The sequence below is a fragment of the Clostridium sp. BNL1100 genome (genome assembly GCF_000244875.1).
GTDB lineage: Bacteria > Bacillota > Clostridia > Acetivibrionales > DSM-1351 > Ruminiclostridium.
Map to the genome: position 1 here is coordinate 2,934,482 of NC_016791.1, position 23,447 is coordinate 2,957,928.

General features: G+C 39.1%; 22 protein-coding genes. 1 reads left to right on the plus strand and 21 read right to left on the minus strand.

Features of this window, described 5'->3' with window-relative positions; genetic code table 11:
• Positions 1 to 247: 247 nt before the first annotated feature.
• Positions 248 to 1,498 carry a methyl-accepting chemotaxis protein gene (locus tag CLO1100_RS12470; RefSeq protein ID WP_014314110.1) on the plus strand — a complete coding sequence of 417 codons (1,251 nt, stop codon included), beginning with the start codon at positions 248 to 250 and terminating at the stop codon, positions 1,496 to 1,498.
• Positions 1,499 to 1,586: 88 nt separating this feature from the next.
• Here CLO1100_RS12470 and purD read toward each other — a convergent pair whose 3' ends face one another.
• From purD to nifH, 21 genes are all read right to left on the minus strand, one after another.
• Positions 1,587 to 2,846, minus strand: a complete 1,260-nt coding sequence (purD, locus tag CLO1100_RS12475) for a phosphoribosylamine--glycine ligase (RefSeq protein ID WP_014314111.1) — start codon at positions 2,844 to 2,846, stop codon at positions 1,587 to 1,589.
• A gap of 70 nt (positions 2,847 to 2,916) precedes the next feature.
• Positions 2,917 to 4,461 (minus strand): bifunctional phosphoribosylaminoimidazolecarboxamide formyltransferase/IMP cyclohydrolase, encoded by a 1,545-nt coding sequence (gene purH, locus CLO1100_RS12480; protein ID WP_014314112.1) that lies wholly within the window; start codon positions 4,459 to 4,461, stop codon positions 2,917 to 2,919.
• Between the two features lie 30 nt (positions 4,462 to 4,491).
• The gene (gene purN / locus CLO1100_RS12485) at positions 4,492 to 5,115 is read right to left on the minus strand and encodes a phosphoribosylglycinamide formyltransferase (protein ID WP_014314113.1); all 624 of its coding nucleotides are present in this window, start codon (positions 5,113 to 5,115) and stop codon (positions 4,492 to 4,494) included.
• Positions 5,109 to 6,131 carry a phosphoribosylformylglycinamidine cyclo-ligase gene (gene purM / locus CLO1100_RS12490; RefSeq protein WP_014314114.1) on the minus strand — a complete coding sequence of 341 codons (1,023 nt, stop codon included), beginning with the start codon at positions 6,129 to 6,131 and terminating at the stop codon, positions 5,109 to 5,111. Before purM ends, purN begins: the two co-directional genes overlap by 7 nt.
• A gap of 35 nt (positions 6,132 to 6,166) precedes the next feature.
• A complete protein-coding gene (purF, locus tag CLO1100_RS12495) occupies positions 6,167 to 7,630 on the minus strand; it encodes an amidophosphoribosyltransferase (RefSeq protein ID WP_014314115.1) in 1,464 nt (487 codons plus the stop codon).
• 88 nt (positions 7,631 to 7,718) lie between these two features.
• The gene (purE, locus tag CLO1100_RS12500) at positions 7,719 to 8,231 is read right to left on the minus strand and encodes a 5-(carboxyamino)imidazole ribonucleotide mutase (RefSeq protein ID WP_014314116.1); all 513 of its coding nucleotides are present in this window, start codon (positions 8,229 to 8,231) and stop codon (positions 7,719 to 7,721) included.
• Between the two features lie 170 nt (positions 8,232 to 8,401).
• The gene (locus tag CLO1100_RS12505; RefSeq protein WP_014314117.1) at positions 8,402 to 9,379 is read right to left on the minus strand and encodes an AEC family transporter; all 978 of its coding nucleotides are present in this window, start codon (positions 9,377 to 9,379) and stop codon (positions 8,402 to 8,404) included.
• A gap of 84 nt (positions 9,380 to 9,463) precedes the next feature.
• Positions 9,464 to 9,763, minus strand: a complete 300-nt coding sequence (locus CLO1100_RS12510; RefSeq protein WP_014314118.1) for a hypothetical protein — start codon at positions 9,761 to 9,763, stop codon at positions 9,464 to 9,466.
• Between the two features lie 96 nt (positions 9,764 to 9,859).
• On the minus strand, positions 9,860 to 10,924 hold the full coding sequence (locus tag CLO1100_RS12515) for an ATP-binding cassette domain-containing protein (RefSeq protein ID WP_014314119.1): 1,065 nt from the start codon (positions 10,922 to 10,924) through the stop codon (positions 9,860 to 9,862).
• Positions 10,924 to 11,604 carry a molybdate ABC transporter permease subunit gene (modB, locus tag CLO1100_RS12520; protein ID WP_014314120.1) on the minus strand — a complete coding sequence of 227 codons (681 nt, stop codon included), beginning with the start codon at positions 11,602 to 11,604 and terminating at the stop codon, positions 10,924 to 10,926. Before modB ends, CLO1100_RS12515 begins: the two co-directional genes overlap by 1 nt.
• A gap of 55 nt (positions 11,605 to 11,659) precedes the next feature.
• Positions 11,660 to 12,466 (minus strand): molybdate ABC transporter substrate-binding protein, encoded by an 807-nt coding sequence (modA, locus tag CLO1100_RS12525; protein WP_014314121.1) that lies wholly within the window; start codon positions 12,464 to 12,466, stop codon positions 11,660 to 11,662.
• Position 12,467: 1 nt separating this feature from the next.
• On the minus strand, positions 12,468 to 13,292 hold the full coding sequence (locus tag CLO1100_RS12530) for a homocitrate synthase (protein ID WP_014314122.1): 825 nt from the start codon (positions 13,290 to 13,292) through the stop codon (positions 12,468 to 12,470).
• 20 nt (positions 13,293 to 13,312) lie between these two features.
• On the minus strand, positions 13,313 to 14,269 hold the full coding sequence (locus tag CLO1100_RS12535) for an isopropylmalate synthase (protein ID WP_014314123.1): 957 nt from the start codon (positions 14,267 to 14,269) through the stop codon (positions 13,313 to 13,315).
• 35 nt (positions 14,270 to 14,304) lie between these two features.
• A complete protein-coding gene (locus CLO1100_RS12540) occupies positions 14,305 to 14,613 on the minus strand; it encodes a 2Fe-2S ferredoxin (RefSeq protein WP_041700243.1) in 309 nt (102 codons plus the stop codon).
• A 22-nt stretch (positions 14,614 to 14,635) separates the two neighbouring features.
• Positions 14,636 to 17,290 (minus strand): nitrogenase component 1, encoded by a 2,655-nt coding sequence (locus tag CLO1100_RS12545; RefSeq protein WP_014314125.1) that lies wholly within the window; start codon positions 17,288 to 17,290, stop codon positions 14,636 to 14,638.
• 28 nt (positions 17,291 to 17,318) lie between these two features.
• Positions 17,319 to 18,665, minus strand: a complete 1,347-nt coding sequence (gene nifE / locus CLO1100_RS12550) for a nitrogenase iron-molybdenum cofactor biosynthesis protein NifE (protein WP_014314126.1) — start codon at positions 18,663 to 18,665, stop codon at positions 17,319 to 17,321.
• A gap of 39 nt (positions 18,666 to 18,704) precedes the next feature.
• Positions 18,705 to 20,069 carry a nitrogenase component 1 gene (locus CLO1100_RS12555; protein ID WP_014314127.1) on the minus strand — a complete coding sequence of 455 codons (1,365 nt, stop codon included), beginning with the start codon at positions 20,067 to 20,069 and terminating at the stop codon, positions 18,705 to 18,707.
• Positions 20,069 to 21,661, minus strand: coding sequence for a nitrogenase component I subunit alpha (locus CLO1100_RS12560; RefSeq protein ID WP_014314128.1), 1,593 nt, complete (start codon positions 21,659 to 21,661; stop codon positions 20,069 to 20,071). The genes CLO1100_RS12555 and CLO1100_RS12560 overlap by 1 nt, the downstream gene beginning before the upstream one ends.
• 19 nt (positions 21,662 to 21,680) lie before the next feature.
• Entirely contained in the window at positions 21,681 to 22,055 is a 375-nt protein-coding gene (locus CLO1100_RS12565; protein ID WP_014314129.1) for a P-II family nitrogen regulator, read from the minus strand.
• 12 nt (positions 22,056 to 22,067) lie between these two features.
• The gene (locus CLO1100_RS12570; RefSeq protein ID WP_014314130.1) at positions 22,068 to 22,394 is read right to left on the minus strand and encodes a P-II family nitrogen regulator; all 327 of its coding nucleotides are present in this window, start codon (positions 22,392 to 22,394) and stop codon (positions 22,068 to 22,070) included.
• Positions 22,395 to 22,546: 152 nt separating this feature from the next.
• On the minus strand, positions 22,547 to 23,368 hold the full coding sequence (gene nifH / locus CLO1100_RS12575) for a nitrogenase iron protein (RefSeq protein ID WP_014314131.1): 822 nt from the start codon (positions 23,366 to 23,368) through the stop codon (positions 22,547 to 22,549).
• Positions 23,369 to 23,447: the final 79 nt, after the last annotated feature.

Sequence of the window (23,447 nt, forward strand, 5' to 3'; positions counted from 1 at the left end):
CTGCAAAAAAATATTAATAAAAATATCAAAATATCATACGATATTGCTTTTATGTATTAATGAATATTTGTATGTGTGTATAATTGTATACAATCATACACTAGATGTCAACCTGGTAATTTTGTTTATTTGTAAAGTATTTCTAATATCAGAAGGAATTTAATTTTCAATTTAGAATTATTGTTGTATAATGAAGTATATATTTAAGACCAAATACATATTTACCTAAATCGGGGGGATTCACGTTATGAAAAAAACTGAGGAAAGAAGTAGCTCCACCAATTTATACGGTATTGGTGCTATAATTAGTATTGTTTTATGTATTGTAGGCGGTATTATCAGCGGCAAACCTGTATTTGCTGTATATACCTTCTTCGCATGTCTTGTATCCTGTATAACTTTCATAGTTCTGTCAGGGTTACAGTACAAAACAACTATCAAAAGATTCTCTAAAGATATTGATGGGTTCAAGTCCGGAGATTTTTCTCGAATGATTGAACCTAAGCAATATGGTATTCTAGGCTTCGTAGCTTCTGTAGTTAACATCGTAATCAGTGATATACGCTCATTGATAGAAAGTTTCTTTAATCTCTCCTTATCTATAACACAAGCATCCAGAAAAGTAACTTCTACTGCCGAAAATGCATCAAACGCTATTGAAGAAATCTCAAAAACTATTGATGAAATAGCAAAAGGTGCATCCGCACAGGCTGCAGAAGCTCAAATGGGTGTTCAGGTTGTTGATAAGCTTTCTGATCAGATCAATTTTGTATATGAAAGCTACAGTGGAATCACAAATGAAACCAATAAAATTATTGATTTGAATACTGTAGGTTTGAAAGCAGTTACTACTCTGAGAGACAAGTCAAAAGAAACATATGAAACTTCCGAAAAAATATTTGCCGTTGTTGAAAAGCTTACAAATACAACAAAGGATATCGGCCTTTTCGTTGAATCAATTGAAAACATAGCCGAGCAAACCAATCTCCTTGCTCTAAACGCTGCCATCGAAGCTGCAAGAGCCGGTGAAGCAGGAAAAGGTTTTGCCGTAGTTGCCGATGAAGTACGTAAGCTTGCTGATCAGAGCAGAAAGTCAACAGAAGAGATAAACAATATGATGGAAAGTATACAGGAAGAATCCGCATTGGCTATATCTTCAATGGAAATAATGAAAAAGGTATCTCAGGAACAAAATATTGCTGTTGATAAGACAAACAGCTCTTTCAGTGATATTGCAAATGCGATTGATTTTATAGTTTCAAAAATCAATGATGTAAACGAAGCAGTTATTAAAATGCAAACGGACAAGAGCGAAGTAATCAGTGCAATAGAAAATATATCATCTGTGTCTCAGCAGACAGCAGCGTCAAGCGAGGAAGTTGCTGCTACTACCGAAAATCAGCTTAAGATTATTGATGATATGAAGATTGCATCAGAAAGCTTGAATCAGTTGGTTAAGCAGTTGGATAACAAGCTAAAGAAATATAAATTGAGATAATATTTAAAACAAGTTCAAAAAGGGAGATTAAAAAGCTGAATGCTTTTTAATCTCCCTTTTTTGTATATAATAAGTTGTATCTCAAAGATTACTTTCTTCCAATATCTTTTCTGTAGTGCATACCCTCAAACTGTATTTTTGCAATTCCTGCGTATGCCTTTTGGATTGCTTTGTCCATTGTTGCTTCAACGGCGGTAACACCAAGTACACGTCCTCCGGCAGTATAATACTTGCCGTCTTTGCAGGATGTACCTGCATGGAACACAATGGTCTCACTGTTTTCTTCAGCCTTGTCAATACCGTTTACTTCGATTCCTGTAGCATACTTACCCGGATAACCGCCGGAAGCAGCTATTACGCATACAGCCGAATTGTCATCCCATTCTATTTTTATTTCCCTTAGTCTTTCGTCAATGATTGCTTCAAAAACGTCTAGAAGGTCAGTCTTTAATCTTGGTAGGACAACCTGTGTTTCAGGGTCACCGAAACGGGCATTATATTCTAATACCTTAGGGCCGTCCTTAGTTATCATCAAGCCAAAATATAGAACTCCTTTAAATTTACGTCCTTCTTTGTTCATAGCTTCTACCGTAGGTATGAATATTTCCTTCATGCAGTAGTCAGCCAGCTTTTTATCATATAGAGGGCTTGGAGAAAAAGTCCCCATACCGCCTGTATTCGGTCCCTGGTCGTTATCAAAAGCACGCTTATGGTCCTGTGAGGAAACCATAGGGACAATTGTGTTTCCGTCTGTAAATGCTAATATAGAAACCTCAGGCCCCTGAATGAATTCTTCTATTACAACCCGGCTTCCGGCGTCACCGAAAACCTTATCATTCATCATACCGTTTACGGCTTCCTTTGCTTCCTGTATGGTCTGAGCAATTATAACGCCTTTACCCAGAGCAAGACCGTCAGCCTTTACAACAATAGGAGCCGAGCAGGTATCCAGGTATTGCAATGCCTCTGGGCAGTTGTCAAATACCATATAGCCTGCTGTAGGTATGTTGTATTTTTTCATTAAATCCTTTGAAAATGCCTTGCTTCCTTCGATTATTGCGGCTGCCTTAACAGGCCCGAAAGCCCTTATACCTGCTTCCATCAGCTTGTCAACCAACCCAGCTGCAAGAGGGTCATCCGGTGCAACCACAACCATATCTACTTTGTTTTCTTTTGAAAAAGCTACTATTCCGTCTAAATCCATTGCTTTTATGGGAACACTTTCTGCAATTCCGGAAATTCCACCGTTTCCCGGTGCACAGTATAATTTAGTAATTTTAGGGCTTTGTGCGAGCTTCCACACAATGGTATGCTCTCTTCCTCCCCCACCGACTACAAGAACCTTCATATATACCTCCACGTCTCATTCCTCTTGTGCTGCAAGTAATCAACCTTTGCAACACAAGAGGTAGGCTTTTTTAGTGCTTAAAGTGTCTCATTCCTGTAAACACCATTGCGATTCCGTATTTATTGCATGCATCTATTGATTCCTGATCTTTTATTGAACCACCGGGTTGAATTATAGCTTTTATTCCGGCAGCTGCGGCGGCTTCAACACAATCTGAGAACGGGAAGAATGCATCTGATGCCATTACAGCGCCCTGTGATCTGTCTCCTGCATATTCGATAGCTACCTTTGTAGGTACAATTCTGTTTGTCTGACCGGGGCCCACGCCAATGGTCATCTTACCTTTTGCAAGAGTGATTCCATTTGACTTTGTATGTTTTACAACCTTCATTGCAAAAATAAGGTCTTCCATCTGTTCCTTTGTAGGCTGTACATTTGTCACACATTTCAATTCATCCTGATTGAACAGCTTACTGTTATATTTTTGTACCAGTAAACCGCCCGCAACCTTTTTCATGTCGTAGGAATCAGGTGATATCTTGTCGGTAATATTTTCGAGCTTCAATACTCTTATGTTTTTCTTTTGAGTCAGAACCGCCAATGCTTCATCTGTATATGAAGGTGCAACAACTATTTCAACAAAGATCTTGTTTATTTCTTCAGCTGTCTTAACGTCAATTTCTCTGTTTGCAGCAATAATTCCTCCGAATATAGACACAGGGTCTGATTCATATGCTCTCATATAAGCATCATATATATTGTCTGCACTGCCAACACCGCAAGGGTTTGTATGCTTTACTGCAACAACAGTAGGCTCGTCGAATTCCTTGACAAGCTCAATAGCTCCATTAGTATCATTTATATTATTAAAGGAAAGTTCTTTACCGTGAAGTTGTATTGCACTTGGGAGAAGTCCTCTGTTTGCTCCGACTTCTTTATAGAATACTGCTTTTTGATGTGGGTTTTCTCCGTAACGCATTTCCTGAACCTTTTCATAGGTAAGTGATAAAGTTTCAGGGAAATCAATATCTCCAAGAGTGTCTCTCAGATATTTTGCAATTAATGTATCATAATGACTTGTGTGTTCAAAAACCTTGTAGGCCAGTCTGAATTTTGTCTTAACACTGACATCTCCTGATTCGTTCATTTCGCTTAGTACATTTTCATAATCAACGGGATCAACAATAACTGCAACATCCTGATAGTTCTTAGCAGCTGCTCTAAGCATTGTAGGGCCGCCTATGTCAATGTTTTCTATAGCTTCTTCCAACTCTACATTACCTTTTAAAATTGTCTGTTTGAAGGGATAAAGGTTTATTATTACCATGTCGATTGTTTCAACACCCAGTTCCTTTATCTGATTCATGTGTTCTTCGTTGCTTCTTATTGCAAGGAGTCCTGCATGAACTTTTGGATGAAGAGTTTTTACCCTTCCGTCAAGACATTCCGGGAAACCTGTTATATCTGATATGTTTATAACCTTTAGTCCTGCTTCTGAAAGAGCCTTTGCAGTACCTCCTGTGGAAATTATCTCTACACCCTTTGAAGCCAGAGTAGATGCAAACTCAACAATACCTGTTTTGTCTGAAACACTTATTAATGCACGCTTAATCATTTTAAATATCCTCCGATCACTTTATTTAAACTAAATTATCTTAACTCGTCTTCCTTCAACTACCAACCTGTTTTCTGCAAAAAGACGTACTGCCTCTGGTAATATTTCCCACTCAGCCTGTTCCATTACTCTCTTTTGCAAAATTTCAGGTGTATCTTCATCCTCGACATAAACTGCTTTTTGAAGTATTATAGGCCCAGCATCAGCCTCAAGTTCAACAAAATGTACTGTGGCTCCGGTAACTTTGACACCTGACTCAAGTACTTTCTGATGGGGTATGATTCCATAAAAGCCCTTTCCGCAAAAAGAAGGAATCAAAGCAGGATGAATGTTTATTACCCTGCCTTCATAAGCCCTTGTAAAACGTTCCCCAAGTATCGAAAGGAACCCTGCCATTACAACCAAATCAACCTCGAGTGCTTTAAAATGACTTATCAGGGCTTCGTCGTATTCCTCTATGGTTTTAAAAGTTTTTCTGGATATACATATACCTTTGATACCGTGTTTCTTTGCCCTTTCAAGAGCATAAGCATCAGGCCTGCTGGAAACTACTGTAACTATGCTGACATTTTTAATGTAGCCGCTTTCCACCTTGTCTATAATGGCCTGGAGGTTTGAGCCTCCACCTGATACCAGTATACCTACATTTAACATATATCCACCCCTGCTTCGCCTTCGGCAATTGAACCGATAAGGTAAGCCTTTTCACCTTGGGAATCAAGGTAACTGATGATTTCATCCGCTTTTTGTGCATCAACAGCCAGAATCATTCCGATTCCCATATTGAAGGTGTTAAAAATGTCTTTATCAGCCATATTGCCAAGGTCTCTAAGTAAATCAAATATCGGAAGAACAGGCCATGAACCATTTTGGATTTTAACACGCAAGCCCTCAGGAATCATTCTCGGAATATTCTCTATGAATCCTCCGCCAGTAATATGGGATATTCCCTTTATTTCATATTTTTCTATAAGGTCAAGGATTGTTTTTACGTATATTTTTGTTGGCTTTAAAAGTTCTTCCCCCAAAGTACAACCAAGCTTTTCAACATATTCTTTAAGGTTGTTTTCAGTAGGGTTTATAAGCTTTCTTACCAGAGAATATCCGTTACTGTGAATTCCCGATGACGGAAGTCCAATTAATTTATCCCCTGCTTTGATTTTTTTACCGTCTATTATCTTGTTTTTATCAACAATTCCTACTGTAAAACCTGCCAAATCGTATTCATCAACAGGATAAAAACCAGGCATTTCAGCGGTTTCTCCTCCTATAAGAGAACAGCCTGACATCACGCAGCCATCCGCTACCCCTTTTACAATTTGCGCAACCTTTTCGGGATAATTTTTACCGACTGCAACATAATCCAGAAAAAACAGCGGCTCCGCTCCGCTGCATACTACATCGTTGACACACATTGCAACACAGTCAATACCAACAGTATCATGCTTGTCTGTCAAAAATGCAATTTTCAGCTTTGTCCCTACTCCATCAGTTCCTGAAACCAATACCGGCTGTTCATACTTAGATTTATCCAGACTGAAAAGCCCTCCGAAGCCGCCCAGTTCTGTCATAACCTCAGGCCTGAATGTACGCTTTACATGATTCTTCATTAATTTGACAGATTCATAACCTGCCTCAACATCTACACCTGCTTCTCTATAAGTGGTCATGCAATTTACCTCCAAAGAAATTTGTTAATATCTATTTAACAGCCGCAGCTGAATTTATCTCCTTCTTCAGGAACTTCAATAGGATAATTTCCATCAAGACATGCTGAACAAAAACCTCGTTTTGAGCCAATAGGAGTTTTTAAAAGCCCTTCCAAACTGAGATAACCCAACGTGTCAGCACATATCATTTCTCTGATTTCTTCAACCGAAAGCTTATCTGCCACAAGTTCCTTTCTGGAAGATATATCAATTCCGAAATAGCATGGAAATTTTATAGGTGGGGAACTTACTCTCATGTGAACTTCCTTGGCACCGGCTTTTTTAAGAATCTGCACAATCCTTCTTGTTGTTGTTCCTCTTACAATAGAGTCATCAATGATAACAACCCTTTTTCCTTCAACTGATTTTTTTATGGCATTGTGCTTTATCCTGACAGCTACTTCTCTCATACCCTGACTTGGTTGAATAAAGGTTCTGCCCACGTACCTGTTTTTCACAAGACCCTCGCCGTAAGGTATCCCGGTTTGGTTTGAAAAACCGATTGCCGCAGAAATACCTGAATCCGGAACCCCAATTACCACATCAGCTTCTACAGGATGTTCTATTGCCAGACGTTTTCCTGCTTCATATCTGGATTGCTGAACACTTGCACCATCTATAACACTGTCCGGTCTTGCGAAATATACAAATTCGAATATGCAAAGTTTGGTATCTTTTTTGTTAAAAGGCCTTACAGACCTGATTTCATTATTTTCAATAATTACTATTTCACCAGGTTCAACGTCCCTGATAAATTCGGCATTTACTGCGTCCAATGCACATGATTCGGAAGCCAGTACATATGCTCCGGCAGTTTTACCAATACATAAAGGCCTTATTCCGTAAGGGTCCCTTACTCCCAACATTTTAGAAGCAGTCATAAGTATAAGCCCGTATGAACCTTTAACGTCCATCATCATTTTTTCCACAGCTTCTTCCAGCGTTTCTGAAGTAATACTGTGTTTAGTTATAAGATTTATAAGTACTTCGGTATCATTGGTTGTTTGAAATATTGTACCGTTGTTTTCCATCTGTTCTCTGAGTATAGAAGCATTTACTATATTTCCGTTGTGAGCAAGTGCCAACTGTCCGTTCCTTGATCTTACTACTATAGGTTGAGCATTTTCTCTCCTGCTTGCTCCTGTAGTGGAATAACGAACATGTCCGATTGCCATAGTACCTTTCAAGTGGTTTAGCATTACCTTGTCAAAAATTTCGGGAACCAGTCCCATGTCTTTGTGAAATACAATGGTTTCCCTGTCACTTACTGCTATTCCCGCACTTTCCTGACCTCTGTGCTGGAGTGAATAAAGACCGTAGTATGTTAACCCGGCCACATCTACTTCATTGCCGTCCAATGAATACACGCCAAACACGCCGCATTCTTCATGCATCTTATCCATTCTTTCATCAAAACAATCAGGATTACTGCACTTCAAACAATCACCAAAATTACACATGGGTAGCTCCTTTTATCCAGATATGTGAGCGGCTTTGCCTATTAACAAAACCACTTTTCCTATTTTATTTATAAATTTTATTTAAAAGTTAAATTTCCAGAAGCTTTTTTTGAAGCTCTGCATTTTTCTTTTCGACTTTTTCTTGAAGGGATTTTTTATAATCAATCATTTTATGTCTTAATTCGTGATATGCAACCGAAAGAATCTGTATTGCCAGCAATGCAGCATTGTCGGCACCGTCTACCGCTACTGTTGCTACTGGAATTCCCGAAGGCATCTGAACAATAGACAGCAGTGAATCCAATCCGTCCATAGTGGAGGATTTTACCGGTACTCCGATAACCGGAAGTGGTGTGTAAGCTGCCAGTACACCCGGAAGATGTGCTGCTTTTCCTGCTGCTGCAATGATAACATCAAAACCGTTAGCCTCTGCATTTTTCGCAAACTGTGATGCTTTATCAGGTGTTCTGTGCGCTGAACAAACCATTACCTCACAGTCTATTTCGAAATCCTTTAAAATTTTAATACAGCTTTTCATAACTGAAAGGTCTGAATCACTTCCCATGATAACAGCTACCTTTGCATCCTTGGAAATACACATAACATCTGCCCCCTGTATTTTATTTTTTTTCATGAACATTTTTTATATTTTCACAAAAATAATTCGTCTTTTTATGCTTTTATATTACCAATAAAGAGGTTGTATTGTCAATTAATCTAATAAAAAAAGCGAACGTTTTTTTAACGTTCACTTTTAATATTCGGAATGTTTTATCCAAGCAGATATACTATTAACGGAAGTGTAAAAATTGAGAGGATAGTTGAAACAAATATTCCTTCTGTAGCCGCATTATAATCCGAATCATATTGAAGTGCCAATGCAGAAACAATTGTTGAAGCAGGCATAGCCAGTTGCAATACAACTATTCTGACAACAAAGGGATTGAAAACTCCCTTTGTAACGGTAAAAAACAGTATTGCTGCAAACGGAACTATAAGAAGTTTGAACATGGATAATACAAAATATTTAAGCTTTGATACAATATCACTGAAGCCTGTAATTGTTATACCGGAAAGTATCAATCCGATAAATACCATGGACAGGTAGATAGTAGTGTGTCCCAACCCGTTGAAAGCCTCATAAAATACACTCCAGATTTTTTTAAAAGCAAATGTTTTTTCTATTTTGAACTGGAATTTTAAGAATATCATTGCTATTCCGCCTAAAAAGGCAAGTGTATTAGGATTTATAAGGTGAAGCAGGTTATCCTTCCAGTTTTTTGTATTATGCTTATTAAATAGATATATTCCCAGAGTCCATAGTATTGCATCGTTTGCAATATTAAAGAATATGGCATAAACAATTCCTATGTCCCCGTACATTGCTTTTAATAAAGGATATGCCATGAATATAACATTTCCGAACATTGATTGGGCAATATATATGTTTTTTGTCTTTTCTTTTATTCTTAATATTTTACATTGGCCTAAAGCAATCACTCCGGCAATAAGAATGAAAATTACTCCGAAAATAAATATATATAAACCGTTTGTCAGTGTTTCACGGGTAAAAGTATAATTACCCATGGTTGTAAATATCAGAAACGGCATGGTAATTTTCAGAATCAAGGCAGATATATATTTGTGAGAATTTTCAGGCAAAAACCCGCTTTTTCCTGCTGCAAAACCTGTCAGTCCCAGAAGTGTAAGAATTATTATCTGGTTGGTTATAATCTGTATCTGATCCACGGTAATATGCCTCCAAAATTAGAATATATAAAAGCGACTATTAAAGCCGCTTTATGATATCATATAATTTTGTTTTAATATTGTCTACCCGTTTTTACCGTTCAGATTCAATCCGCAGGACGGACAAGTATTATTTTCAGGCTTAACGGTTCCTCCGCATGCCGGACAAGCATCATACGGAATATCCATAATATCATAATTACTATTCGGTTGTATATTCTTCGGTTTATTCTCCTTTAGCGATTTTCCATACTGCTTTTGCAATATTATTCTTATTTGTCTGATTTCCTTGGCTGTTTCAGTGCCGTCAATTGCCGATTGTATCACCCCATATAATATAAATAACGACACAATAAAAAAGAATAATAATAATATAATCTCCATAGCAACCCCCGAACAAAACTTCTTTGTAAAATATACCATATATTCAAATTAATAGCTACATATAATAATGAAGTTGCAGATATTATGCTCGGAGAATTATTGGGTAAGAAGTAAAAGACAATCCTCCGGGAAAAACAAATTAACAGGCAAAGCCTTTTCACAGATTTCCTTCCATATGTCTTTATTAACTTCCCATCTGATTTGTGAATTGTTTTCATTAGAACTTTTGTTTCTGTTTTTAAGCATGATTATATAGGAAAAAGGATTTTCAATGACTTTTACCACTTCGCAAGGCATTACATTTGTACCATTGTTTTTTTCCGAATACTTGAAATAATGAGCTCTCATTCCCACATATTTAATATTTTCGGGTATTTTTCGGTTACAAAACAATGTTATGTTCCAGTCAATAGCCAATAGAGAATTTTCTGATAACCGCTTTACGGCAGATATATTTTTGCATCCTGTCAGGAGTGCTGAAGAAATGGTTTTTGGATTATTAAACAAATCCTCCTTCTTATTTACGGTTTCGATTTTCCCCTCAGTTATTACTGCTATATCATTAGAAAAACGGTACACCTCATTTCTGTTATGCGAAACAAGAAGCACCGTCCCATTGAACTTTGAGAGGGTTTCCATTATTTCCTGCTCCAGCTGCCATTTCAAAAAACTGTCCAGTGCGGAAAATGGCTCATCCAGCATTATTATATCCGGTTCTGAGGCAAGCATCCTTGCCAGGGCAACCCTCTGCTGCTGCCCACCGGACAACTGTGAAGGTCGCTTTTTTTCCATACCTTCTAAAAAAAACATCCTGATTTTTTCTTTTACCTGTATCTCCTTTTCTTTTTTAGGCAACTTTACTCCTGCACCGATGTTTTCTTCTACTGTCATATTAGGAAAAAGTGCATAGTTCTGAAACAGGTATCCCACCCTTCGGTTTTGAGGAGGCAGATTTATTTTCTTTTCAGAATCGAACAAAACACGTTCTTTAAGAACTATCCTGCCTTCATCGGGAGTTTCAATCCCCGCTATACATTTCAATGTCATGCTTTTACCCGAGCCGGAGGAACCGAGGAGAGACATTATGCCCTGCTGTGAATTGAATTGAACTTCAAGATTGAATTTTCCAAGCCTTTTTTTTATGTCTACATAAAGTGCCATTATAATTCCTCCTCATGGGCTTTTTTACCTGATTGTTGTCTGGTGTTCCAGAAATTCATCAGAATCATTGACCCAAAGGACATAGCACATATTATTAAGACCCACTTGTATGCTTGCCCCCTGTCTCCTGCCTGAACTGCTGTGTATACTGCAACGGCCATGGTACGGGTTTTTCCCGGAATATTACCTGCAAGCATTATGGTTGCTCCGAATTCTCCTAGTGCTCTGGCAAAGGCAAGAACTGTTCCTGCTATTAATCCTGGGTAAACATTTGGGACAATAATTCTCAAGAATATTTTTAACTCTGTCATTCCAAGGGTTCTTGCGGCATTTACGAGATTCTCATCAAACTGCTCAAACGCACCTCTTGCAGTCCGGTACATTAGCGGAAAAGAAACTATTGAGGAAGCAATAACTGCTCCCGTCCACGAGAAGACAACACTTATGTTTACCTGTCTCAATACTCCTCCAATGACGCTGTTCCTTCCAAAAAGAATTAATAAAAAAAAGCCCACAACTGTGGGGGGCAAAACCATGGGGAGAGTAAACAATCCGTCTATTAACCCTTTGATTCTCTTTAATTTAATAACATAGTATGCGCAAAGGATTCCCGTAAAAACAGTTATAACTGTTGCAATAACCGCTACTTTAAGTGAAATGTAAAGGGGAGATAAATCCATGGTTCCCACCTCCTCTATATAAGCAGGCTGTTTTTACAGCTTGTTATATGCAATCTTATTTTATTTCAAACCCATGCTTTTTAAATACAGCGGCAGCCTGTGCAGTGGTCATAAAGTCTATAAATGCACCGGCTTCCTGTTGGTTTTTACTATTTTTTATAACAGCTACCGGGTAAATAACCGGCTTGTGGGTATCCTTTGGAGCCTCACAAACAACATTTATTTTTTTAGAAGCTATGGCATCTGTTTGATAGACCACTCCACAGTCCACGTCTCCGTTCTCCACCCACGTAAGCACCTGTCTGACATCACTTCCAAATACACCTTTGCCTTTTACTTTGTTCCAAATGCCCAAGGTTGTAAATACCTCCTGTGCATACTGTCCTGCCGGAACACTGTCAGGCTCCCCCAGTGCAATCCGGGATACACTGTCAGATGCAGCGTCTTGGAACCGTGACAGCTTTATCTTGCTGTCTTTTGGTGAAATCATCACTACTTTGTTAACCAGAAGTTCTTTTTTTGAACCTTCAAGGAGCAAACCTTTTTGTTCAAGTGCATTCATTTGTTTAAGGGCCGCAGAAATAAAGATATCTGCCGGGGCTCCTTCTTCTATTTGGGTTTCCAATGCTCCGGATGAACCAAAGGAAAATTTAATATCTACGTTTGGTTTTTCCTTTTTATATAAATCTGTCAAATTCTTGGCTGCCTCCGAGAGGCTTGCGGCGGCAGACACAAGGAGTTCCACTTTATTTGTGCCCTTTCCCGAAGTATCATTTACCTCCCGCATGCTACAGCCTGTGATAATTGATATCATTATGAAAATACTTATAGCATAGCAAAGTATATTTTTGCTCTTTATCATATCAAATCACCTCCGAGTTTTGTAACCTTGAAAACAGCAATTTTTGTGCCTTTTTATTTATATCTGGAACATCTGAATGACAGGGCTTTATATCAAAAATACGCCCGGCGGCTGCTACAAATTGGTTTAAGTCACAGTTTCCTGCTCTCTCTCCGATACCTGCAATTGTGGTATCTATGTATAAAGCGCCGGCTTTAGCTGCAGTCAGAGAATTTGCCAAGGCCATTCCCAAATCATTATGAGCATGTATTCCCACAGGAATATCAACATTTTCTTTTATTTCGCGTATACACTGATATGTTCTTGATGGAGTTAGAACCCCTACCGTATCGGCGAATCTTACACTTTTTACTCCCATATCAGATAGCAGGTTTGCCATGCTTATTATGAATGTAATGTCTGCCCGAGAAGCGTCTTCAAACCCTACTGTTACTTCATAGCCTTTGTCTTTGGCCATAAAAACACATTCCTGTAGCGTCTTTTTAAGCCATGTTTTATTTTTGTTCAGTTTCGAATATATGTGTATATATGAGATAGGGGCAGTTATATGAATAATATCCGGACGGCAGTCAAAGGAATTATTTATATCGTCCCTGCTCATTCTGTTCCATGTGGAAATCAAGGCCTTTTTTCTTTGACTCATGATTTCTAATATTGTTTCTTTTTCATAATTACCCATTGCAGGTATGCCTGCTTCTATCTGATAAATTCCCGCATCATCCATCAACTTTGCCAGCTCTACCTTCTGAGCTTTGCAGAATGCGTACCCGGGAGTCTGTTCCCCGTCACGGAGAGTTGTGTCGATTATATATTTCTTTTCCTTCATATACATCAACTCCAATTAGTTTATGAAAACTTTCTTGCAATAGAAATAAATTCACTGTCGTTAAGGCCTCTGCCGAGACGTATGCTTTCCTCCCTTATTCGAGTTAACAATAAGGATATTTTTTCATTCTTAGGAATTACTCCGTATTCTTTCAATTTCATTTCCACAGAGGATTTTCCTGAGTGCTTGCCTATTACTATGTTTCTTGACATGCCTACAACTGTTGGTTCAAAAGGCTCATAATTTGAGCTTTTTTTAAGTATGCCGTCCACATGTATTCCAGATTCAACATCAAATATATGATCTCCTATAACAGCCTTGTTTCCGGGAATCTGATACCCGGTTAATTCCTCGTAAAGTTCTTTTATTTTACGGAAAACCGATAAATCCATATTGGGCTTGTGACGTTTTGCAATACGCAGTATCATTATTAATTCTTCAAGTGCCGCAAAGCCGCCGGCTCCACAAAAGCTTACCGCAATGTTTTTTCCTTCATTTAAAGCCCATTCAGCTGCAAGTGCCGTTGCACAATAATACCTGTTCTGGGGGCAAAATTCCAACCTGCCGCTGAATATTTCTTTAATTTTAGCGAATGTATTAACATAATCATGTAACAAAAGGTCATCAAGCCCAATAATTCTAACATTTTTATTTTTTGTGTATTTTGTTATTTGATTTAATTCCCTGATATCATTAACCTGAATTTCCGATATTAAGTTCAGGGGTGTTTCAAAACTTCCGAAACGGCATACGTAGCCTGCAAACCCGGGAAATGTATTTATTTGCGTAGGATAGTGTATTCTGAGAACCGTTTTTGCTTTGTCTACTGCTTTTTCCATTAATTCAAATAAAGGAATATCAATTTCAATATAGCTGCTCCCAGTTTGCAGAAGCAGACTGTAAAGCTGAGAAATCTTATGCTCCGGGGCAGCTTTATAATTAAACGTACATAATGTTATATCCGTTATTTTTATCATATTTTGCTCCCCCCTGATTTTAACTTTACTACCGCTTATATCACCAACTCTTTAACCTTCTCTCCCCCAACAAGGTGCTGTTCTACTATTGTTTCAACATCGTCCTCAGTAACATTTCCGTACCAGGTACCTTCCGGGTAGATTACCACAACAGGCCCCTTATCGCATATTCCAAAACAACCTGTATTTGTTACCATAACCTCGCCAGTCAAATCCTTGTCGTCTATTTCTTCCATAAATCTTTGTATCAGTGCAACACTTCCCTTTGTGTGGCAAAAGCCCTTCTGGGTTCCGTTAATTCTACAGCTTGCACATACAAAAACATGATATTTCGGATTTACCATAAAAACCTCTCTTTCTACAAGCCTACTGGACACATAGTTGTTCAGCCGCCTTTTTTACGGCATCTTCAATTCTGTCATAGGTTGTAAATATCTCAATTGATTGTTCCTTGAGTTTCTGTTTAGGCGCTTCTCCAATTCTCATTGCCACTACTCCGTTACAATCCTTGACAACCTCAAGAATTGCATCCATTTTTCCTTCTTTATTTCCACTACCCATTCCATCACAGCTTTCGGAACCATCGCAATATTTTGAAACACTCCTCTTTTCCCTGAACCGTATGCACTTATTTTCATATTCATATATATAAAAATCCGTTGCATGACCAAAATGCTGGTCTACAAGTACTCCGCTCTTTGAAGAAACTGCAAATAGCATACTTTTTTGCTTCTTTTCTGACGTACATCCCCTGAATTCAATTGACTGGTCATTGTCCAGAGTACCCACTGCATCGGCTCTGCACTGATGGCAATGATACATCTGGGGCATTATCTCTCCGCAGATTTTCCGCATCTCCATAATCTCCTTGTTACTTGTAAGGGGCATATTTTCAAATGCACTCCCGGCTACAGGTATCAATTGCATTATGTTGGATATATCGCACCCAAGTTCTTTTGCTTTTTTAACCACCTGCCGGACATGGTACTCGTTAATTCCTTTGAGCATAACAACATTCACCTTGCATACAACTCCCAGTGAGGAAAGCTTTTTAAGTCCCGCCATCTGGTTCGCCATTAGAATAGCTGCTCCAACCTCTCCAAAATACCTGTTACCCATATAATCAATGTGTTTATATATTTTTGCTCCTATTGTTGCATTTACGGCATTCATTGTAACGGTTACATGAGATACTCCTAGCCCCACAAGTTCTTCTGCATATACTGGCAGCATCAGTCCGTTTGTAGACAGGCAAAAGGTTACTTGTGGGTCAAATTCTCTAATGAGTGCTAGTGTTTTTCTGGTATTCTCAAAATCCGCCAGAGAATCTCCCGGCCCTGCAATCCCAACTACGGTAAGGTTTGGCATCTTTTGTTTTACGATTTTATATTTTTCCAGAGCTTGTTCAGGTGATAGTATTTCAGTTGTAACTCCGGGTCTGCTTTCATTTGGACAGTCATATTTTCTGACACAGTAGTTGCATTGTATATTGCATTTTGGAGCTACGGGAAGATGTATTCTGGCATAGCCGCTGCCACAGCCGTTAAAGCATGGATGAGTGACTGATTTTTTTGTATTTACAGTTTTCATGTCCTCTGAAGTTGTTTCGGCAGCTAAGACAGCCTCACCTATTTTTAACTTTGGTTCAAGGTTTGCTTTGTAATATTTGTTGTATAGAGAGCTGCGGAAGCTGTGTTCTTTTTGCGTTAGTAGAGTATTTGTAATTCTGTCAAGTAGGGTGATTGAGCCTTCATAACCCAGTATTCTTACCCTTTGTCCTCCGATATTGTCATGGATTGGAAAAGCACATCTCACAAGAGGAAGTTTGTATTTTTCTTCAATTCTTCTTCCGTCTGAGCTTCCTATCATTACGTTGGCACCAAGCTCTAAAGCATATTTTTCAATTGTATCAAAATCACAGTCATCAATTATTTTAAATTTTTCCACAAATGCGTAATCAGATGCTTTTTGTATTTCTTCTATTAAAAGATTGCTAAGGGAGCTGCATTTTGCTCCGGTGGCAACTACTACAGGCATAATTCCGTTTTCAGTACACAATCTTACTGTGGAGTATACAAAATCCGGCTCTCCGAAAATCACTGCCCTACCCTCACTATTGTATTTATGTGAATCAATTATGGAATCCAGATATCTTCCCCGTTCTTTTTTAATTTCAGCACTCATAGTGCCTTCTGCCTTTACAAGCTGGCGGAGAAAAATATCCGTATCCCGCAGTCCAACCGGGAGACTGCACCTCACATATGGTACACCATAAGCTTCATATAAATATTGTGCAGGAGAGTCTTCTCCTTTAATAAATGTAGAAAGCTCTATGGTCAGCTTTGCGCCGGCCATAAGTGAAATTTCCTCAATAGAGGTTCCCCCTTCCGGCAGTCTGTTATATACCTTTGAATACTCTCCGTCAAGATTATCAGATATGTCAGGAAGTAATATGTAATCTATTTTCATGGAATCAAGTAATTTTTTTAAATAGCGGGTGTCTGCCGGAGATATAAGACCTGTTATTATGTTTACCTTGTTATTTTTTTTCACGTCCATTTCTACATTTTCAACAATAGCCCTGAGTGCTTTGAAAAACCCTTCGTATTGTGTTCCCGAATAACCTGCCGAGGATACGGGGATTATTCTGACATTTGCTTCAGGATGTTTTTTATAAAATTCATTTATTATTCTATTGATATCTTCCCCGATGGTTTCTGCAAGACAGGTTGTTGCTACTCCTATTATTTCAGGTTTGTACAGTGATATCATGTTTTCAATACCCTTAATAAGATTGCCCTCGCCGCCAAAAACAGTTCCTTCCTCCGTAAGTGATGAAGAAGCTATATCTACCGGTTCATTGTAGTGTGTTGCCATATGCCTTCTTATATATGTGCTGCAGCCTTGGGAGCCGTGAAGAATTGTCATACATTTCTTTATTCCGTAGAAAGCGCTTACACTTCCCATTGGCATACACATTTTACATGGATTTACAGTTAAGTTTACCAGGTTTTTGCTCATACTTATTCACCCCTTCCATTATCAAAATTTAAGTTTCCTGCTTAATGTACTCCCATACAGGACTATTCATTGACAGATTTATTTCTTTTGTAAAATTAACTACTCCCTCATATCCGGCAAGTGCGTGTTTTCTCTCATGGTTATGGTCGCAAAAAGCAATTCCAAGTTTATAAGCAAGGGGCCTTTCCTTAACACCACCCACCAGAATATCTGCATCCTTCTCCTTCATAAAGGCTTCAAGCTCGGCAGGGTTTGCATCGTCCAGAATTACTGCATTTTCACCAACCAGATTTGTAATAATCTCATATTCCTCAGGTTTTCCTGTTTGTGTTCCAACGACAACTGTTTCAATTCCCATTTGGTTAAACTGTCTTATAAGGGAAATTGCTTTAAAGCCCCCGCCCACATAAATTGCTGCTTTTTTGCCTTCAAGCCGGCTTTTATATTTTTCCAATAAGGGTCTTAGTCTGTCTGTTTCAGATTGTGTAAAGATTCTTGCTTTGTTTATATTTTCTTCTGCGCCTATTGCTTCTGCTATTCTGATTAATGATTGCGAGGTGTCTTCTACTCCGAAAAAGCTTACCTTTATAAAGGGAATATTCATTTCAGCTTCCATCTTTTTTGCCAAATAAGTCATTGAACCTGCACACTGTACAAGATTCAGCCTTGCCGAAGGTGCCTTTATAAGATTGTCGTAGCCGGCATCCCCGGTAATTGTTGATACTACGGGAATACCTATTTCATTAAGGTACTTTTTTATTATCCACATTTCACCGGCAAGGTTGAAATCTCCAAGGATATTGACTCCATGAATTTTAGGAATATTGCTGTGAGGCCTCAAAAGTTCCAGTATGGCATTACACGCCATTTTGTAACCATAGGATTTGTTACCTGAGAATCCGGGGGACTTTACGGGGATAACCCTTGTTCCGTGTTGCTTTTCTGCATGTCTGCATACGGCTTCCACGTCATCACCTATTACACCCACAATACATGTGGCATAGACAAAAATCACTTTTGGATTATGCTTTTGAACAACTTCATCAATGGCAGCACTGAGTTTTTTTTCTCCTCCGAAAACAATATCCTGTTCCGTCAGGTCTGTTGAAAAGCTGTTTCTGTAAAGGTCGCTTCCACTAGTCAGGCTTCCCCGGATATCCCAGGTATAACTGGCACATCCTATGGGACCGTGGACAATATGAAATGCGTCTGTAATTGGGTTCAGCACAACTCTTGCACCGCAGTATACACATGCCCTCTGGCTTACGGCTCCCGATACGCTGTTGCTTTCACATTTGATAGCTGTCTTCCCGGATTTTTCAAATCCGAATTTTATAAAGTCTTTTCTTTCTTCCAATATAAGTGACTCTGTCATAATTTTGCCCCCTTCTCCAAAGGTTAAGGTTCTCCTGATTTACATAACTATTTCAAATTCCTCATCCATTGCATCTCTGTCCTGTCTGTCCATCAAGGCTCCTGCAATCATTTCCACCAGTCTTATTGCTCCTTTGTAGCCTAGTATTGGTGCATATGAATGTACATATCTGTCAAGCACCGGAAAACCGGCACGTACAAAGGGTATGTCTTCAGCCTTTGCTATTTGTTTACCATAAGATGTTCCAAGAAGCAGATCAACCTTTTCATTCTTTATCCATTGATGGAGTTCAAACAAGTCCCCTGAAGCCTTTGCAGTGCAATCACTTACACCATAGTGGTCGAAAAGCTTGTTAGCCAGCTTTACAAAAGCTTCACCAGGGGTTCCTGTCAGAACATATTTAGGAATCATTCCCATCTCCAGCACCAGACGGGTAAGACCAAGTACTGTGTCGGGATCACCGAATATTGCAACTGTTTTATCATGAAAATAGAAATGCGAGTCTAAAATTATGTCTACTAATTGTCCACGTTCCTCTTCAAGCTCGTAAGGAATCTCCTCATTTGTTATCTGCGAAAGCTCCATAACGAATTTGTCTGTAGCCTCAATCCCTATTGGCAGCTGCATCAGAGAGTATGGAACCTTGCACTTTCTTTCCAGTACATTTGCGGGCTCCTCACTTGTAAGTTCACCCAGAGCAAGTACCTTCACGCAGTCACCGAGCCCGATTATTTCAGGTATTGTTGTTCCGCCTTTAGGATACATTGAGTAGTTTCCCGTCATTGGTGCATCCATTACTCCACTCTGGTCAGGGAACATTGTAAAAGGTACTTTCATAAGCTTTAGTATTCTTTTTAGTTCCCTGATATCACCGGGATTTACAAACCCGGGAAAAATCGCAGTTTTGCTGTTTGATTGACCTGTTGATTCGGCCATGTAATTGATAAATCCGGACATCATATTATAAAATCCGTTTATGTGCGAACCTACATAGCTTGGTGTGTTTGTATGAACAACATATTTCCCTTCTGGTATATCAATATCCTGAATGAATGCAGTCAGGTCATCTCCTATTGTTTCACTCAGACAGGTGGTATGTACTGCAATAATGTCAGGGCTGTATATATCAAATACATTCTTTACACCTGTTCTGAGATTGCTTCCGCCGCCAAATACCGAAGCACCTTCTGTAAATGAACTTGTAGAAGACATTGCAGGTTCCTTGAAATGCCTTGACAAAAATGTTCTGTGGTAGGAGGCACATCCCTGTGAGCCGTGACTGTGGGGCATACAGTTATGTACTCCAAGTGCTGCATACATTGCGCCAACCGGCTGACAGGTTTTACACGGATTTATTCTTAAGCTGCTGCGTTCTGATATTTCTTTCGGAGTCATTGTAAGCATTATTCTTCACCTCCTGCTAATGAAGCTCTGAGAGTTGATCTGTTTTTCCAAGGTGGTGTAACAAATCCCCAGGCCGGGGTATACAATCCCATTGTTATATCTCTTGCAAAGTTAACGGAGCCTCTGAACCCGGCATACGGGCCGCTGTAATCATAGGAATGCAACTGTCTTGCCAGAACTCCTGCCTTTTGGAGTGAGTATTTATCCTTTATTCCAGAGAAAAATATGTCAGGTTTCAACAGTTTCAGGAACTCGTCAGTCTCAAACTGATTCAAATCATCAACAACAATACTGCCGTTTTCCATATGTCTTATCATACCTGTATAGTCTTCCAGAGGAATTTTTGATTTTAGCATTTCATATTGCTCATCAGTAAGGTATGCATGATATTTTTTGTCGTCTTTTTCTACATTGAGGTGTTCTATATTTTTGCTGTCGGCATCTTCTTTTATAGTAGGAATTACTTCTCTGCCTTCGTAGTCATCTCTGTGTGCAAATTCGTAACCTGCAAGAACTGTGGAAACACCGAAGTCTGAAAGTAACAGCTGATAATGATGTGATCTTGACCCACCTACATAGAGAGCAGCTGTTTTACCTTTAAGCTTTGAATAGTAGTATTCCTTCTCTTCTGCAATGTTTGCAAGTTCGTCGTCTATTACCTCTTCGGTCCGCTCTGCGAGTTCCTTGTCACCAAAGTAAGCTGCCATATCTCTTAAGGATTGTATAGTTGATTTTATTCCAATGAAGTTTACCTTAATCCAGTCCACACCATATTTTGTTTTCATCATTTCAGCAATGTAGTTTATTGAACGGTGACATTGCACCAGATTGAGGTTTGCCATATGAGAATTTTTTATTGCTTCAAAGCTGCCATCTCCGGTAAATACCGATATTACATCGTAACCGATACGCTTCATGATTCTTTCAACTTCCCAGCCGTCTCCGCCGATATTATATTCTCCCAGTAGGTTTACGGAGTATTTATTTTTAGGAGGAGTATCATTTGTGCCTATAATTTTTTTCATAAGAGTGTTATTGGCAATATGATGACCACCACTCTGGCTGACACCCTTGTATCCCTCACAACTGAATGCCATACAGCTAATTCCGTACAATTGTTCAGTTTCTGTCGCAACTGCATGTATGTCGTCACCTATAAGTCCTACGGGGCAGGTAGAGCATATCATGATACATTTTGGCTGAAAAATTTCTACCGCTTCTTTTATCGCCTGTCTCAGCTTTTTTTCGCCGCCAAAAACTATATCAGGCTCCTGAAGGTCAGTTGAAAAGCAATATTCAATAAAGTTTCTTCCGTCCTCAGTTTTTGCTTTGTTTCTTCTGGTTCCCCAGGAATAGAAACCGCATCCTATAGGCCCGTGTGTTAATACCAGAACATCCTTTAAAGGCCCGAGAACAACACCTTTACAACCAGCATAACAGCATCCCCTGTTTGTTATGATTCCGGGAACAGTACGGCTGTTTGCCGCAATGGGCTGATCTTTAGTTTCCTGGGTTAGCTCCATTATGTGTTCTTTTCTATTTTTGTAGACTTTTGCACTATATTTATCCAAAACAATATTTCTTACATTCATTTGTCTCACCACCTGTCATTTAAAGTAGGTTTTCGCCTGTTCTAACCTTATAAGTTTCCTGAATAGGTATTACGAATATTTTGCCGTCTCCGGGATTCCCGGTCTGGTTCACGTTTATAATAGTCTTAACTGCCAAATCCACCTGTTCGTCATCTACAACCAATGAAAAAAATCTTTTGGGAATAAGCCTTGCTGTCTCCGTAAATGCTTCACCTACTTTGGATACGGGCAATTCTCCGGCTTCCATGATATAGTTTAAAACGGTTGCATCAAGGCTTTTTTTACCTCTCCCAAGACAAGGCCTGCAGGAGAAGGCCGGGAACCCGGCATTGGCAAGAGCTTCCTTGGTTTTGTTAACTTTGTTGGTACGGATAAAAGCCATAACCTCTTTCATAAGCAACACCTCCTATAAGCCTTGTTTTGCAGTACTAATGGTATATGCATCCAGAACTTCACTGATAAATATTCTTCCATCACCAAAGTTTCCTTTTTCTCCCGTACGTGCATTCCTCATAATTATTTTTATAACATCATCCTTGTCTTCATCATTTACAACAATTAATAACATTTCTTTTGGAATCTCATCATACTGGATATCACCTATGACAATTCCCTTTTGCTTTCCTCTTCCGTATACATCCATTTTGGTTACTGCGGGAAAGCCTGCTGCCAGCAGTTCTGAAAGCACTATACCTGTTCTTTCTGGTCTGATAATTGCTCTTACCAATATCATAATTTCATCCGCCTTTCCTTATTAGTAGGTTTAATTTCAATCACTAACATTTCAAATTTGAGAAATAATGGGTTTAAACTTTCAATGGTGAAGTCTGATTAAAAATATTTAAACTCATCAGGCATGTCAATAAAGAAGCTGAGTGATTAATATTAAATATCCATAATTCCGTGTTCCATCAACAGTTCCTCAAGTCTTTCCTGTTTTAACGGCTTAGGAATTACAAACATTTTGTTCTCGTCTATCTTTTTGGCAAGAAACCTGTATTCATCTGCCTGATTACATTCCGCATCAAAATCAATTACTGTCTTTTTATGGATTTCAGCCCTTTGAACCATGTTGTCTCTGGGAACAAAATGTATCATTTGAGAGCCAAGCTCCTTTGCGAAAGCTTCAACCAAATCGGCCTCCCCATCAACCTTACGGCTGTTGCATATAATACCGCCAAGTCTTACACCGCCTGTCTTGGCATACTTCTGAATTCCTTTTGATATATTATTTGCCGCATACAGTGCCATCATTTCCCCGCTGGCAACTATATAAATTTCCTGTGCCTTTCCCTCACGAATCGGCATTGCAAACCCTCCGCAAACAACATCTCCAAGAACATCATAGAAAACGTAATCAAGATCATCTTCATATGCTCCAAGTCTTTCCAGTAAACCTATTGAAGTAATTATTCCTCGTCCTGCACAACCGACTCCCGGCTCCGGGCCTCCCGATTCAACACAATTGATTTCGGAGAATCCTTTCTTCATGACCAAATCAAGATCAATATCCTCGCCCTCTTCCCGGAGTGTATCCAGAACTGTCTGTTGTGCGAGGCCTCCCAGTATCAGTCTGGTTGAATCAGCTTTTGGGTCACAGCCTACAATCATAATCTTTTTACCCATTTCCCCCAAGCCCGCGGTCAGGTTTTGTGTTGTAGTTGACTTTCCAATACCGCCTTTTCCATAAATAGCTACCTGTCTCATATAAATACCTCCCATTTTCCTGTACCGTTGTACATTAATTTTCAAACTGTAAAATAAAAAGGCCTCAAAACAGAGCTTA

What these genes read in the sequence shown, in the direction of transcription:
- CLO1100_RS12470 (WP_014314110.1), top strand. Translation starts at nt 248, where the DNA reads ATGAAAAAAACTGAGGAAAGAAGTAGCTCCACCAATTTATACGGTATT.
- purD (WP_014314111.1), bottom strand. Translation starts at nt 2,846, where the DNA reads ATGAAGGTTCTTGTAGTCGGTGGGGGAGGAAGAGAGCATACCATTGTG.
- purH (WP_014314112.1), bottom strand. Translation starts at nt 4,461, where the DNA reads ATGATTAAGCGTGCATTAATAAGTGTTTCAGACAAAACAGGTATTGTT.
- purN (WP_014314113.1), bottom strand. Translation starts at nt 5,115, where the DNA reads ATGTTAAATGTAGGTATACTGGTATCAGGTGGAGGCTCAAACCTCCAG.
- purM (WP_014314114.1), bottom strand. Translation starts at nt 6,131, where the DNA reads ATGACCACTTATAGAGAAGCAGGTGTAGATGTTGAGGCAGGTTATGAA.
- purF (WP_014314115.1), bottom strand. Translation starts at nt 7,630, where the DNA reads ATGTGTAATTTTGGTGATTGTTTGAAGTGCAGTAATCCTGATTGTTTT.
- purE (WP_014314116.1), bottom strand. Translation starts at nt 8,231, where the DNA reads ATGTGTATTTCCAAGGATGCAAAGGTAGCTGTTATCATGGGAAGTGAT.
- CLO1100_RS12510 (WP_014314118.1), bottom strand. Translation starts at nt 9,763, where the DNA reads ATGGAGATTATATTATTATTATTCTTTTTTATTGTGTCGTTATTTATA.
- CLO1100_RS12515 (WP_014314119.1), bottom strand. Translation starts at nt 10,924, where the DNA reads ATGGCACTTTATGTAGACATAAAAAAAAGGCTTGGAAAATTCAATCTT.
- modB (WP_014314120.1), bottom strand. Translation starts at nt 11,604, where the DNA reads ATGGATTTATCTCCCCTTTACATTTCACTTAAAGTAGCGGTTATTGCA.
- modA (WP_014314121.1), bottom strand. Translation starts at nt 12,466, where the DNA reads ATGATAAAGAGCAAAAATATACTTTGCTATGCTATAAGTATTTTCATA.
- CLO1100_RS12530 (WP_014314122.1), bottom strand. Translation starts at nt 13,292, where the DNA reads ATGAAGGAAAAGAAATATATAATCGACACAACTCTCCGTGACGGGGAA.
- CLO1100_RS12535 (WP_014314123.1), bottom strand. Translation starts at nt 14,269, where the DNA reads ATGATAAAAATAACGGATATAACATTATGTACGTTTAATTATAAAGCT.
- CLO1100_RS12540 (WP_041700243.1), bottom strand. Translation starts at nt 14,613, where the DNA reads ATGGTAAATCCGAAATATCATGTTTTTGTATGTGCAAGCTGTAGAATT.
- CLO1100_RS12545 (WP_014314125.1), bottom strand. Translation starts at nt 17,290, where the DNA reads ATGAGCAAAAACCTGGTAAACTTAACTGTAAATCCATGTAAAATGTGT.
- nifE (WP_014314126.1), bottom strand. Translation starts at nt 18,665, where the DNA reads ATGACAGAGTCACTTATATTGGAAGAAAGAAAAGACTTTATAAAATTC.
- CLO1100_RS12555 (WP_014314127.1), bottom strand. Translation starts at nt 20,069, where the DNA reads ATGCTTACAATGACTCCGAAAGAAATATCAGAACGCAGCAGCTTAAGA.
- CLO1100_RS12560 (WP_014314128.1), bottom strand. Translation starts at nt 21,661, where the DNA reads ATGAATGTAAGAAATATTGTTTTGGATAAATATAGTGCAAAAGTCTAC.
- CLO1100_RS12565 (WP_014314129.1), bottom strand. Translation starts at nt 22,055, where the DNA reads ATGAAAGAGGTTATGGCTTTTATCCGTACCAACAAAGTTAACAAAACC.
- CLO1100_RS12570 (WP_014314130.1), bottom strand. Translation starts at nt 22,394, where the DNA reads ATGATATTGGTAAGAGCAATTATCAGACCAGAAAGAACAGGTATAGTG.
- nifH (WP_014314131.1), bottom strand. Translation starts at nt 23,368, where the DNA reads ATGAGACAGGTAGCTATTTATGGAAAAGGCGGTATTGGAAAGTCAACT.